Here is a 13798-nt window from a genome sequence, read left to right as displayed (position 1 = left end):
ATGTTTCCCCCGCAGCCTTTGACAGAGGGATGATCCCGCTTACTTCGACATCAGGGCGTTCGTCTGCTCGACGATCTGCTTCAGACCGGCTTCCGGCGTGACTTCGCCGCGCATGACGGTACCGATGATGTCGCGCTGGGTGCGCCAGATGCGAACGGAGTCACCGCCCGGATAGCCGGCCCACGGCAGCGAACGATCGGCCTGCAGCGAGGCCGTCTTGACGTTCGGATGCTCGGCGTAATAGGGCGCCAGGAAATCCGGACCGGTGGCAAGCTTGTTGGTGGGCAGGTAGCCGGTGATGCGCACGATGACGTTCTGCGCTTCCGGCCCGGTGATCCACTTCAGGTATTTCCAGGCTGCGTCCTGCTTGGCCTTGTCCTGCGTGAGGATCACGGCCGAGTTGCCGCCGGTCGGCACGCCGCCCTTTTCCTTGTTGTCGAGCGGGAAGGTCGCGGTGACAAGCTTGAAGCGATCGCCGACGAGGCTTTCGATCGTCTGCACATGGGCGGGCGTGGAGAAGATGAAGCCGGTGAGACCTGCGCCGAACTGCTGGCGCGACTGGTCCCAGTCGAGCAGGGTCTGGCCGCCTTCGGTGACGAACTGGCGGGCAAGCTTCAGCGCGTTAAGGCCGATCTCGTTGTCGAAGGCCACCTTCTTGGTGGCCGTATCGACCAGCGTGCCGCCCTGCTGGAAGATCAGCGACTGCCACAGCCAGTCGTCCGGCCAGCCGTTGATGTCATAGCCCATGCCGGCGATCTTCGGATCGAGCGCATGGATCTTGGCGGCGAGCGCCACCAGTTCCTTGAAAGTCTTCGGCATATTTTCCGGATCGCCGCCGGCCTTCTTCACGAGGTCGGCATTGACGTAGAGGATCGGCGAGGAGGCATTGACCGGCAGGCCGTACTGCTTGCCGTCGACCTGGCCGAGCGCTGCCATTTTCGGGCTGTAGTTCTTGTCGAGAAAGGCCTGGCCGCCTTCGGCCTGAATGAACGGGCCAAGGTCGGTGATCTGCTTGCGGGGAGCGAGCGTGTGGACGAGTTCGGCCGTCAGGTTATAGCCGGAGAAATACACGTCCGGCAGGTTTCCTGTCACGGCCGACCGCAGCACCTGCTGCTGGCCTTCGTTATAGCCGGGGGCAGGGGCGAGGAAGTTGATCTTGATATCCGGGTTCTTCTTCATGAACTCATCGGCGAGCGGCTGATGGAATTTCGTGAAGCCGGGAAGGTTGTAGAGAACTTCCAGCGTGACGTCGGCGGCAAAGCCGGGCTTGGCAAGGCCGGCAAGCGCAAGGGAGAGCACAAGCCCGCCGGTGGCGGTGCGTCGGGTGATGTTCATGATCGGTCTCCATGAGGATTGTGGCGGGGAGGAGGAGGAGGGGGAGGAGAAGGGAAGGGAGGAGGGGCGTTGACCGGGGCGCGGTCACTTGACCCCCGTCATCGTGATGCCGGCGATGAAATGCCTGCGGGCAAAGAGGAAGCAGATGACCATCGGCGCGGTGATGATGGCGGCACCGGCCATCAGGGCGCCGTAGTTCGCGCCGGATTCGACATCGGCGAAGAACAGCATGCCGAGCGGCGGCGGCGCGAGATTTGTGTCGGTGACGACGATCATCGGCCAGTAGAGATCGTTCCAGTGCGCCACCAGCGAGAAGACGGCAAAGGCGGCAAGCGACGGCAAGGACCCGCGCAGCACCAGCCGCCAGCAGATTTCCATTTCGGAAAATCCGTCCATGCGGGCGGCTTCGATCACCTCGTCCGGATAGCTGCGGAAGGACTGGTGAAACAGGAAGATCGCAAACACCGAGAGAAAGAACGGTGCCATCATGGCAAAATAGGTGTTGAGCAGGTTCGTCTTGGCAAGCCCGACGAACAGCGGCAGCGCCAGCGCCTGCATCGGCACGCAAAGCGCCGCGATGATCAGCGTCATCATCAGCCGGCGGGCGGGAAATTTGAGCTTTGCCAGCGCATAGGCGGCCGGCACGGCCGTCAGCACCTGGACGATGAGGATGCCGCCGCAGACGATGACGCCGTTCAGCATGAAGCGCAGCATCGGCACCTGCGAGGCCGCGCGTGCGTAATTTTGCGCCGCATCCAGATGCTGCGGGATCGGCCAGAGCGAGACGTCAAAAATTTCCGACGGCGAGCGGATCGAGGTGAGGAACATCCAGTAGAAGGGCAGAAGCATCGGCACGGCGCCGAGTGCCAGCACCAGATGCGGCAGATATTTGCGCAAGACGGCCATCAGTAATGCACCTTCCGGTCCATATGCACCATCTGGCCGATCGACAGGATGAGCACGATCACGAGGAACAGCAGGGTGAGCGCTGCCGCATAGCCGGTGTTGGAATATTCGAAGCCTTCGAGATAAAGCTCGAACAGCAGGGTTTCGGACCCGAACCGGCCCTTGGTCAGAACGGCTACCGTCTCGAACACCTTGAAGGCGGAAATCGAGGTGGTGACGACGACGAACAGCGTGGTTGGCCCGAGCATCGGCCAGGTGACGGTGAGGAAACGGTCGATCGGATGTTTTGCGCCATCGAGGCGGGCGGCCTCGTGCAGATCCTTCGGAATGGCGGTGAGACCGGCCAGAAACAGCACCATGTTGAAGCCCAGAACCTGCCAGATGCCGATCAGCGCCATGGTCGGGATCAGCAGGGTGGGGTTGGACAGGAAGGCCACGGGCTCGAAGCCGAAGGCCTTGATGGCGGCATTGACCGGCCCGAGCGACGGATGCAGCAGGAACTGCCAGACCGTTGCCATGGCCACGAGCGTCGCCGTGACCGGCAGGAAATAGGCGATTTCCCAGAAGGCGCGGCTTTTCTTGCGGTTATAGACCAGAAGCGCCACGCCAAGCGCCAGAAGAACGCCGAACGGGATGACGATCACCGCATAGAGGACGGTATTCCACAGCGAGCGCAGAAACACCGGATCGCTGAAGGCTTTTGCGAAATTGTCGAGCCCGACGAAACGCATCGACAGCGCGCCGAGCTGATAATCGGTGAGCGAGAAGACGCAGAGAACGACGATCGGGATGATGTAGAAGGCCGCAAGCAGGATGGCAGAGGGAGCGGCAAACAGGAGGCCCAGCCGCGCCATCCGGCGCTCGGCCGGCGAGCGTTTGGCGCGGGCCGCTGCCTCAGGTTTGGCAAGCGTTGCATCGACAAGCGTCATGCTGGCACCCGTGCGCGGGCAGAAACGTCGAGGCGCCGGCCATCGGCGCCGAAGAGATGGGCGCGCTGTGCATCAAAGCCGAGCCGCAGCGTGGCGTCGGCACCGCCCGGCAGGCCTTCGCCGGCATGCTGGCGCATGACGATCCGGACCGCCGGGTCCTGGACGAGTTCGCAGGTGACGAAGCGATCGGCCCCATAGGTCTCGCTGCGCACGACGCGGGCGGCAAGGCCCTCTGCGGCCGGGCGAAGATCTTCGGCACGAATGCCAAGCGTTGCGGGGCCAGCCGCCTGTGCTGCCGCTTCAAGGCCGAATTCCTGGCCAAAAGCGGAGATGCGGCCGGTCTTGCCGATTTCCACGGGCAGGAGATTGATCGTCGGCGTGCCGATGAACCGGGCAACGGTCAAGGATGCCGGGCGCTGATAAAGTTCGTCCGGCGTGCCAAGCTGCTCGATGCCGCCGTCCGACATCAGCGCGATGCGGTCGGACATGGTCATCGCCTCGATCTGGTCATGGGTGACATAGATGAAGGTGGCGCCGAGGCGGCGGTGAAGGCCGGTCAGTTCCTCGCGCATATGGGCGCGCAGCTTGGCATCGAGGTTGGACAGCGGCTCGTCCATGAGGAAGGCGGCCGGCTGGCGCACCAGGGCGCGGGCAAGGGCGACGCGCTGGCGCTGGCCGCCGGACAGTTGCGCCGGCTTGCGGTCCAGGAGATGGCCGATCTGCAGGGTGTCCGCCGCCTCCTTGACCGATGCCGCAATCTCCTGAAGCGTCTCGGCGGGGGCAATCATCCGGCCGATCAACGGCAACCGGGCGGCAAAGGACAGGCGGCGCATGCGCAGCGGCGTTGCAATGTTCTCGCGCACCGTCATGTGCGGATAGAGCGCGTAGGACTGGAACACCATGGCCAGGTTGCGCTCGCTCGGATCGACGTCCGTCACGTCCCGGTCGCTGATCGAGACCGTGCCCCGATCGGGCGTCTCAAGACCGGCGATAATCCGCAAGAGCGTGGATTTTCCACAGCCGGACATGCCGACCAGCGACAGGAATTCGCCGGGGCGAATGGAAAGGTCGATCGATTTCAGAACGTTGTCCGCCCCGAAGCTTTTTTCGACACCCTGAAGTTCTAGCGATTGCGGCTGCATGCGGCGCTCCTTTGCGGCGCACCGTATGCGTCTCCTCCATGACAATCAGACGACAGTTTCTAGATGTTTTGATTATAACGCACAGAATGCGCTGCCGCCGGAGCGGTTTGCCTGCCGGATCGACCACCGATCGGCCGTCATCCGCAAGGGGCTGGCATCCCGCGTTTACGTGCCGACCGTCACCTGACGAACGTCAGTCCTTCAGGACCGGCGCCCGCTGTCGCGCCGGTTCTTGATCAGCCGGAGGTGTTCGATGATGTGGCGTCCTGAGCCTTCGACATGCTGGGCGATGATCCGGGCGGCACCGTCGGCATCCTGCGCGGCAATGCAGCGCAGCAGTTCGCGATGTTCGTTGAGCACGCTCGTCTGGCGGCTGAGCGATGTCTGGAAGTTGCGGCTGATCGCCGACAGGATCTCGCGGTGGCGCCACCACAGATCGACGGCGTGGCGATTGTAGTGCCGGTCGTACATGACCTGGTGGAACGTCATGTCGAGCTTCGAATGGGCATGTGGATCGGCAAAGTTCAGCGCCTCCATCTGCCCCTGCAGTTCCTCCAGGCGGTCAAGATCCGCCTTGGTGGCAAGGCCGACGAACCAGCGGGTCAGCGCCGGCTCGATCAGCACCTCGATCTCGAAAATATCGCGCACGAAGGTTTCGTCGATCGGTCGCACGCGCGCGCCGCGGTTCGGCATCATCACAACGAAACCTTCGCCGCGCAGCTGCTGCAGGGCCTCGCGAACCGGGTTGGTGGATGTGCCCATGCGCTCGGCAAGTTCCGCCACCTTCAGCCGCTCGTTGGCAGCAAGGCGCCCCTGGATGATGTCGTCGCGAATGCGCTCGTAGATCGAGGCTTCGGCGTGGTCGGTCTCTTCAACCTGCAGGAGGGGGACGATCGTGTTCATGCGCTATTTCTAGCGGATGGCCCCGCCATCTGCCAAGTGCAAAATACATCACTTTGCACACCGTTGTTGACAAATAATGTACGATCTGAAAGTTTCCGTGCATCCGGTTGGCTGGGACGACTGGACGCGCCTGAGGAGCGGGCGCTTACCAAGTGGAGGATTTCATATGTGCTACCAGCACAAGCTGCGTAACCTCGTTGCGTCGACGGGGCTGATTGGGGTGTTTGTCTTCGGACTGGCCGGCGCGTCCTTCGCGCAGGACTATCACCAGGCTCCGGCACTCGATGAACAGGTCAAGGCAGGCAAGCTGCCGGCGGTCACCGAACGCCTGCCGCAGCAGCCTTTCGTTGAAACCATGGTCGACGGCGTTGGCAAATACGGCGGCACGCTGCGGACCACGATTCTCGCCAATGGCGACCAGTACAACCTCACCCGCACCATCGCCAACGAGCTTCTGGTGCGCTGGGACCCGAAGTGGAGCAAGGTCGAGCCGTCGCTGGCTGAAAAGTTCACCGCATCCGACGACGCCACCACCTACACGTTCACCCTGCGCAAGGGACTGAAGTGGAGCGACGGCCAGCCGTTCACCGTGGACGACATCATGTTCTGGTACGAGGACGTGTTCATGAACCCGGCGCTGTCGCCGGCGAAGAACCCGACCTTCACCGTCGCCGGCAAGCCGGTGAAGGTGCGCAAGGTCGACGAGCAGACGGTTGAGTTCAAGTTCGACGCGCCTTACGGCCTGTTCCTGCAGCAGCTCGCCTATGGCCAGGGCCACCTGCCGGTGATCTACCCGAAGCATTACCTCAGCCAGTTCCACGAGAAGTATAACAAGGACGGCATTCCCGCGCTCTTGAAAGCCAATCCGGCCGCCGGCGATTGGGTGGCGCTGTTCAACTCGAAGGTCTCGATGACCTTCCAGCCCGCCTATTGGCAGAATCTCGATCTGCCGACCATGAACCCCTGGGTGCTGACCGTTCCCTATGCCGATGGCGAGCGGGTCGTGGCAAAGCGCAATCCGTTCTACTGGAAGGTCGACACGGCCGGCAACCAGCTGCCCTATATCGACAACGTCACCTGGGCAAAGCTCGACGATCCGCAGTTGATGGCGCTGAAGATGACCTCGGGCGAATTCGACTTCGCCTTCCGCCATATCAACAACTCCACCTTCAAATCCGTGCTCTTCGATGGTCAGGAAAGCGGCAAGTACCGCTTCATCGACGTCAAGGACCTGCCGGCCAATGACGCGGTCATCCTGCTCAACCTCAACTCCACCGATCCGGTGAAGAAGAAGGTCTTCCAGAACAAGGATTTCCGCATCGCGCTCAGCCGCGCGATCAACCGGCAGGAGATCATCGATCTCGTCTATGTGGGGCAGGGCGCGCCGGCACAGGTGGCGGTGCAGCCGGAGCATGAGCTGTTCAACGAGAAGGAGGCAACGCAGTATACCGAATACGATCCGGCCGCTGCCAATGCCGAACTCGACAAGCTGATGCCGAAAAAGGACGCCGAAGGCTTCCGCCTCGATGAGACCGGCAAGCGCTTCACCATCAACTTCATGGTCGCCGATGTCTTCGGCCTGTCCTATCCGGACGTCATGCAGATGGTGCAGCAATATGCCAAGGACGTCGGCATCGACATCCAGATCCGCACGACCGACCGGGCGCGCCTCAACACGATGTGGAGCGCCAACGAACAGGACGCCTATATCTGGAACTGCGTCGGCGGGCTTTCCGAGGTCTACACCGATCCGCGCTGCTACATGCCGTTCCAGAAGGCGGACATCTTCTTTGCCGTGCGCTGGGCGGAATGGTACGCCAACCATGAGACGGGCGAAGAGCCGCCGGAAAACATCAAGGCGCTGATGGCAGCCTATGACAAGGTGAACGCTGCCGTCACCGACGAGGATCGCAAGGCCAAGATGAAGGAATTCCTGACCGCCTCGGCGGACAACTTCCTCAATATCGGCATTTCGCGGCCCATGCCGAAATACATGATGGTGTCGAAGCGCCTGAAGAATGTCGTCGACGGCATTCCGATCACCGGCAATCTCTGGCACCCGGCACCAACGCTCTCGCAGTGGTATTTCGACACCGCGAAATAAGGCTCCTCCCGACGCCGGGGGCGCGAATGCCTCCGGCCGGACCTCCTTCCAATCAACGGTCATTGACATGCTTCGCTATATCGCAAGGCGGCTGGTGTTTGCCATCCCGACACTGCTTGCCGTTTCGATCATCGCCTTCATCATCATCCAGCTGCCGCCGGGCGACTACCTGACGACGCTGATGGCCGACTGGGCAAGCCAGGGCGGCGCTGTCGAGGCGGGCACTGTCGCCGCCATGCGCGAGCGCTACGGTCTCGATCAGCCGATGTACTTCCAGTACTACAAATGGATGGCCGGCATTCTGCTGCACGGCGATTTCGGCATTTCGTTCGAACTCGGCAAGCCGGTGACCGAACTGATCTGGAGCCGCCTCGGCTTCTCGCTGATGCTGTCCCTGCTGACGCTCTGCTTCGTCTGGGCGGTCGCCATCCCGATCGGCATCCTGTCGGCCGTGCGCCAGTATTCCATCTCGGATTACGCAGCGACCTTCCTTGCCTTCTTCTTCCTCGCCGTGCCCGACTTCCTGATGGCGCTTGGCGCCATGTATGTGATGTCGGTCTGGTTCGGCCAGAGTGTCGGCGGACTGTTCTCGCCGGATTATGTCGATGCTCCCTGGAGCTTCGCCAAGCTTCTGGATCTTGCCAACCACGTCTGGCTGCCGGTCATCGTCATTGGCCTCGGCTCGCTTGCCGCCCTCGTGCGCATCATGCGGGCCAACCTGCTGGACGAGTTGTCGAAGCCCTATGTCACCACCGCCCGCGCCAAGGGCATGTCCGAGTTCGAGCTGCTCATCCGCTATCCGGTCCGGCTGGCGCTCAATCCGCTCATCTCGACGCTCGGCTGGATCCTGCCGGCCGTCATCTCCGGCGAGATCATCGTTTCAGTGGTGATGAGCCTGCCGACGACAGGGCCGCTTCTTCTGCGCGCGCTTCTGGCGCAGGACATGTATCTCGCCGGCTCGCTGATCCTCCTCATCTCCGTTCTCACCATCATCGGCACGCTGATTTCCGACATCCTGCTTGCCATGACCGATCCGCGGATTCGACTGACATGACCGACATTGCCCAGCTCCCTCCCGCGACCGAAACCGACATCGACCTGCGCGACAGCAATATCGCCGTTGCCGGCCAGTGGCGCCTGTTCTGGCTGAAGTTCAAGAAGCACAAGATCGCCCTCGTCAGTCTCGTGGTGATCTGCTGCATGTATCTGATCGCCGCCTTTGCCGATTTCATCGCGCCGCTCGATCCCAATGCCACCAATGCGCGCTTCACCTATGCGCCGCCGCAGGGGCTGTCGCTGATGCACGAGGGCAGCTTCATGCCGCACGTCAATCAGCTGAAGATGACACTGAATACAGAAAGCATGCGACGCGAATTCGAACCGGATCCGGCAAAGCCGCTCGCCGTCGGCTTTCTCGTTCCCTCGGCGCCCTACAACATGCTCGGCTTCATCCCGATGGAGACCAAGCTGTTCGGGCTCGTCAATGCAAAGCCCGGCGACAGCCTCTACGTGCTCGGCGCCGACCGGCTCGGCCGCGACATCTTTTCGCGCGTCGTCCATGGCGCACGCATCTCGCTCTCCATCGGCCTTGTCGGCGTGCTGATGAGCCTTCTGCTCGGCGTGACCATCGGCGGCATTTCCGGCTTCTTCGGTGGCTGGGTCGATCTGGCGATCCAGCGTGTGATCGAGCTTTTGCGGTCGATCCCGACGATCCCGTTGTGGATGGGGCTTGCAGCCGCGATCCCGGTCGGCTGGCCGCCGCTTCGCACCTATTTCGTCATCACCCTCATCGTCTCGCTGCTTGGCTGGACGAACCTCGCACGCGAAGTGCGCGGAAAATTTCTCTCGCTGCGCGGCGAGGATTTCGTCACCGCCGCACGCCTCGATGGCATGAGCGAGATCGGCATCATCTTCAACCATCTCGTGCCGTCCTTCATGAGCCACATCATCGCAACCGTCACGCTCGCCATCCCAACGATGATCTTGGCTGAGACGGCGCTGTCCTTCCTCGGCATCGGCCTGCAGCCACCGATCATCTCCTGGGGCGTGCTGCTGCAGGAGGCGCAGAACATCCGCGCCGTGGCGCAGGCGCCCTGGCTGCTGTTCACGCCGGCGGCCGCCATCGTGATTGCCGTGCTTTCCCTCAACTTCCTCGGCGACGGACTGCGCGACGCCGCCGACCCGTATGAGTCCGTCTGATGAGCATGACCCGCGATACCATTCTGAAGGTCGAAAATCTGCAGACCTTCTTCAAGACCCGCACCGGGCTTTTCAAGGCCGTCGACGGCGTGTCGTTTGACCTGCAGCGGGGCAAGACGCTCTGCGTCGTCGGCGAAAGCGGCTCGGGCAAGTCGGTGACCGCCCGCTCGATCCTGCAGATCGTCGACAAGCCCGGAAAGATCGCGGGCGGCGCGATCTGGCTCAACCGGGCGGACGGCACCACGGTCGATCTCGCAAAGCTTAATCCGCGCGGCGAAGAAATCCGCCGGGTGCGCGGCCGCGAGATCGCCATGATCTTCCAGGAGCCGATGAGTTCGCTGTCACCGGTGCATCGCATCGGCGAGCAGATCGGCGAGGCGCTGCGCATCCATTTCGGCACGCCGAAGGCCGAGCGCCGCGAACGGGTACTGGACCTTCTGCGCCAGGTGGAAATTCCGCGGCCCGAAACCGCCATCGACCGCTATACCTTCGAGTTTTCCGGCGGCATGCGCCAGCGGGTGATGATCGCCATGGCGCTCGCCTGCAATCCGCAGGTTCTGATCGCCGACGAGCCGACGACGGCGCTCGACGTGACGACGCAGGCGGAAATCCTCGACCTCATCAAGCGGCTGCAGCAGAGCCACGGCATGGCCGTGCTCTTCATTACCCACGACATGGGCGTGGTTGCCGAAATCGCCGACGAGGTGCTGGTGATGTATCGCGGCCGGGTGATGGAGCATGGCAGCGTCGACGCGGTTTTTCACGCGCCAAAGGACGACTATACCAAGCGGCTGATCGGCTCGGTCGTGCGGCTGGAACACAAGGCCGAGATCCGGCTGAAACGGGCAGACATCGCCGCCGATGCGCCACCGCTGCTCGATGTGCGCAACCTGTCGCTGACCTTTCCATCCGGCCTGAAGGCGGTGGACGACGTGTCGCTCATCGTCCGTCCGGGTGAAACGCTCGGCATCGTCGGCGAAAGCGGCTCCGGCAAGACGACGATGGGGCGCTGCCTCCTGCGCATCTACGATCCGCAGGCGGGCGAGATCAACTATCGCCGCGCCGATGGCAGCAGCATCGATCTGCGTCTTGCCGACAAGCCGCAGTTGAAGGAACTGCGCCGCGAGGTGCGGATGATCTTTCAGGACCCGGTCGGATCGCTGAGCCCGCGCAAGACGGTCGGCCAGATCATTGCCGAGCCGCTGAAACTGGCGGGCATGCGCGGCGCCGAGCTTGACGACCGGGTTGCCGAACTGATGCAGCAGGTGGGGCTGGAACCCGCCTGGCGCGAACGCTATCCTCATGCCTTTTCCGGCGGCCAGCGCCAGCGCATCGGCATTGCCCGGGCGATTGCCGTCAAGCCGCGGCTGATCGTCGCCGACGAGGCGACCTCGGCGCTCGACGTATCGCTGCGCTCGCAGGTGCTCGACCTGATGATGAAGCTGCAGGACGAGCTTGGCCTCTCCTATGTCTTCATCAGCCACGACATGTCGGTCATCCGCTACATGTGCGACCGCGTGGCGGTGATGTATCGCGGCCGCATCGTGGAAGCCGGCGACACCGACCAGGTCGTCAACCGGCCGACCCATGACTACACGCGGGCGCTTCTGTCCGCCATTCCCCATCCCGATCCCCGCGACCGCCGCATCCAGAACCGTTTCCGGTATGTCGCGCCCACAGTTCCAGCAAACGGATAAGTCGATGAAAATCACCGATGTAAAAGTCATTGTCTGCTCTCCCGGCCGAAATTTCGTCACGGTCAAGATCTTCACGGACGAGGGCCTGACAGGGGTCGGCGATGCGACGCTGAACGGGCGCGAGAAGGCCGTGGTCGCCTATCTGGAGGAGCATATCGCGCCGCTTCTCATCGGCCGCGATCCAGGCCGCATCGAGGATATCTGGCAGTATTTCTACAAGGGTGCCTACTGGCGCCGCGGCCCGGTGACGATGGCGGCGATCGCCGGCATCGACACGGCGCTCTGGGACATCAAGGCCAAGGCCGCCAACATGCCGCTCTACCAGCTGCTGGGCGGTGCAAGCCGCGAAAAGGTGCTGTGCTACACCCATGCGCAAGGCACCACGATCGCCGAAGCGGTGGATGCCGTCGGCCGCCGGATCGAAGAGGGTTACAAGGCCGTGCGGGTGCAGGTCGGCATTCCGGGCCTGCCCGATGTCTACGGCACCGGCGCCAAGTCCATCACCAACAATGCCGCAGACGATGCCGTGCCGCATGAGGAGGTCTGGTCGACATCCAAATACATGCGCCATATCCCGAAACTGTTTCAGGCGGTGCGCGAGGCCTACGGCTTTGACGTCGAACTGCTGCACGATGCCCATCACCGGCTGACGCCGATCGAAGCCGCGCGTGTCGGCAAGGATCTGGAATTTGCCCGGCTGTTCTGGCTGGAAGATACGGTTGCTGCCGAACACCAGGAAGGCTTTCGCCTGATCCGCAAGCACACGACGACGCCGCTCGCCGTCGGCGAAGTGTTCAACACCATCTGGGACGCGCGCCTTCTGATGGAAGAGCAGCTGATCGACTATATCCGCACCACCTGCGTGCATGCGGGCGGCGTGACGGCGCTGCGCCGGATCATGGATTTTGCCGGCGTCTACAATGTCCGCACCGCCTGCCATGGCGCCATGGACATGTCGCCGATCTGCCTCGGCGCCAACCTGCATCTCGACCTGTGGGCCCCCAATTTCGGCATTCAGGAATATTCCGGCTACCTGCCGGAAATCCTCGACGTCTTCCCCGGCGCCTGGAGCCTCACCGACGGCTATCTGCATCCGGGCGATGCCATCGGCCACGGGGTCGATATCGATGAGGAGCTGGCGGCCAAATATCCCTATCAGCGCGCCTATCTTCCGGTGAACCGCCTGGAAGACGGCACCCTGTGGCATTGGTAGACGAGCGGCAAAGGGAGGAACAGCCATGAAGATCACAGCGATCAAGACCTATGCCGTGAAGGTCGGCATCCGCAACCAGCTCCTCGTCAAGGTGGAAACCGATGACGGCATTTTCGGATGGGGCGAAAGCGGCCTGTCCGGTCGCGAGAAGGCGGTGGCCGGGGCACTCGACCATTACGCCGAATTCCTCAAGGGCCGCGACCCGTTCAAGATCGGCTCGCTCTGGCAGGAAATGTACCGCAGCCAGTATTTCGAAGGCGGACGCGTTCTGCAGGCGGCCATCTCCGCCATCGACATCGCGCTCCATGACATCAAGGGCAAGGCGCTCGGCGTTCCCGTCTACGATCTGCTCGGCGGCAAGCAGCGCGACCGCATCCCGACCTTTGCGACAACCTTTGCGGAACCCGGCCCGGCCATGATCGAGCAGGCGCAGATGCTTGTCGAGCATGGCTGGACGGCGATGCGCCTGTCGCCGGCCGGTCACGAGGAAAAGGAGATCTACGAGCCGCGCGAACACATCGCCACGACGGCGAAATGGCTGGTGAAGGCGCGGGAAACGCTCGGCGACGACATCGTGCTCGGCATCGATTACCACCATCGCCTCAGCGTGGCGGAGGCCGCCAGCTTCTGCCAGAAGATGCCGAAGGGCACGCTCGATTTCCTCGAGGAGCCGATCCGGGACGAAAGCCCCGGCGCCTACGAAGCGCTGCGGCGGATGACAGACATTCCCTTCGCGATCGGCGAGGAGTTCGCCTCGAAATGGCAGTTCCAGCCCTATATCGAGCGCGACATCCACCAGTTCAACCGGCTTGACGTGTGCAATGTCGGCGGCCTGACGGAATCCATGAAGGTGGCGGCCTGGAGCGAGACGCATTACGTCGACATGATGCCGCACAATCCGCTCGGGCCCGTCTGCACCGCAGCCACCGTACATTTCTGCGCGGCCGTGGCGAATTTCTCCTGGCTCGAGACGCGCAGTAGTCCGGCGGAAACCCATCTCGGGTTCGACAACTCCGACTTCTTCCCGGTTCAGCCCCGGCTCGAAGGAGCCTTCTATCCCGTCTCCGACGCCCCCGGCCTCGGCATCGAGGTCAACGAGGAACTGCTTGCCCGGCAGGAATTCGAATATTGGGAGGCCCCGCACCTGAAGCGACGGGACGGATCGGTGACCAACTGGTAATCGAAAGACTCCGGTTCAGGGCCCGGACAAACTCCACCGTCCGGGCCACCTGCTGCGAACAGGGGAGGCAATGACTGCCAGATCGCGGCGTCATATGCAGGGCTAAAAGCGCATCGCATTTATTCAGCCTCATATCCTGCGGCTTTGAAGAAGTTTCGGCATTCAGTGACAGAGAAGAGTGCGATGATGT

The 13798-nt window shown here is 62.6% G+C and carries 11 protein-coding genes; 6 read left to right on the top strand and 5 right to left on the bottom strand.

Annotated features, from left to right (window positions below):
• Nucleotides 1–39: 39 nt before the first annotated feature.
• The 5 genes from ACEXP3_RS15005 to ACEXP3_RS14985 form a co-directional block, all read right to left on the bottom strand.
• Nucleotides 40–1335 carry an ABC transporter substrate-binding protein gene (locus ACEXP3_RS15005; protein ID WP_377298011.1) on the bottom strand — a complete coding sequence of 432 codons (1296 nt, stop codon included), beginning with the start codon at nt 1333–1335 and terminating at the stop codon, nt 40–42.
• Nucleotides 1336–1419: 84 nt separating this feature from the next.
• Nucleotides 1420–2241: a carbohydrate ABC transporter permease gene (locus ACEXP3_RS15000; RefSeq protein WP_210106276.1), complete on the bottom strand. Its 822-nt coding sequence runs from the start codon at nt 2239–2241 to the stop codon at nt 1420–1422.
• Entirely contained in the window at nt 2241–3170 is a 930-nt protein-coding gene (locus tag ACEXP3_RS14995; protein WP_377298010.1) for a carbohydrate ABC transporter permease, read from the bottom strand. The genes ACEXP3_RS15000 and ACEXP3_RS14995 overlap by 1 nt, the downstream gene beginning before the upstream one ends.
• Nucleotides 3167–4312, bottom strand: a complete 1146-nt coding sequence (locus ACEXP3_RS14990; protein ID WP_377298009.1) for an ABC transporter ATP-binding protein — start codon at nt 4310–4312, stop codon at nt 3167–3169. Before ACEXP3_RS14990 ends, ACEXP3_RS14995 begins: the two co-directional genes overlap by 4 nt.
• 201 nt (nt 4313–4513) lie before the next feature.
• Nucleotides 4514–5215, bottom strand: a complete 702-nt coding sequence (locus tag ACEXP3_RS14985; protein ID WP_377298008.1) for a GntR family transcriptional regulator — start codon at nt 5213–5215, stop codon at nt 4514–4516.
• Between the two features lie 166 nt (nt 5216–5381).
• Between ACEXP3_RS14985 and ACEXP3_RS14980 the strand changes: the two genes are divergently transcribed.
• The 6 genes from ACEXP3_RS14980 to ACEXP3_RS14955 all read left to right on the top strand — a co-directional run bounded on the left by ACEXP3_RS14980 (nt 5382) and on the right by ACEXP3_RS14955 (nt 13608).
• Nucleotides 5382–7319 carry an ABC transporter substrate-binding protein gene (locus tag ACEXP3_RS14980; RefSeq protein WP_377298007.1) on the top strand — a complete coding sequence of 646 codons (1938 nt, stop codon included), beginning with the start codon at nt 5382–5384 and terminating at the stop codon, nt 7317–7319.
• A 67-nt stretch (nt 7320–7386) separates the two neighbouring features.
• Nucleotides 7387–8373 carry an ABC transporter permease gene (locus tag ACEXP3_RS14975; RefSeq protein WP_210106281.1) on the top strand — a complete coding sequence of 329 codons (987 nt, stop codon included), beginning with the start codon at nt 7387–7389 and terminating at the stop codon, nt 8371–8373.
• Nucleotides 8370–9518: an ABC transporter permease gene (locus ACEXP3_RS14970; RefSeq protein WP_377298006.1), complete on the top strand. Its 1149-nt coding sequence runs from the start codon at nt 8370–8372 to the stop codon at nt 9516–9518. Before ACEXP3_RS14975 ends, ACEXP3_RS14970 begins: the two co-directional genes overlap by 4 nt.
• Nucleotides 9518–11215 (top strand): ABC transporter ATP-binding protein, encoded by a 1698-nt coding sequence (locus ACEXP3_RS14965; protein ID WP_377298005.1) that lies wholly within the window; start codon nt 9518–9520, stop codon nt 11213–11215. The genes ACEXP3_RS14970 and ACEXP3_RS14965 overlap by 1 nt, the downstream gene beginning before the upstream one ends.
• Before the next feature lie 4 nt (nt 11216–11219).
• Nucleotides 11220–12428: a D-mannonate dehydratase ManD gene (manD, locus tag ACEXP3_RS14960; protein WP_377298004.1), complete on the top strand. Its 1209-nt coding sequence runs from the start codon at nt 11220–11222 to the stop codon at nt 12426–12428.
• 25 nt (nt 12429–12453) lie between these two features.
• Nucleotides 12454–13608 carry a mandelate racemase/muconate lactonizing enzyme family protein gene (locus ACEXP3_RS14955; RefSeq protein WP_377298003.1) on the top strand — a complete coding sequence of 385 codons (1155 nt, stop codon included), beginning with the start codon at nt 12454–12456 and terminating at the stop codon, nt 13606–13608.
• Nucleotides 13609–13798 lie beyond the last annotated feature (190 nt).

This window comes from Neorhizobium fuzhouense (assembly GCF_042611105.1).
Taxonomy (GTDB): domain Bacteria; phylum Pseudomonadota; class Alphaproteobacteria; order Rhizobiales; family Rhizobiaceae; genus Neorhizobium; species Neorhizobium galegae_A.
Note: the sequence above shows the minus strand (reverse complement) of the source record. Positions and strands in the feature narration are given on the sequence as shown.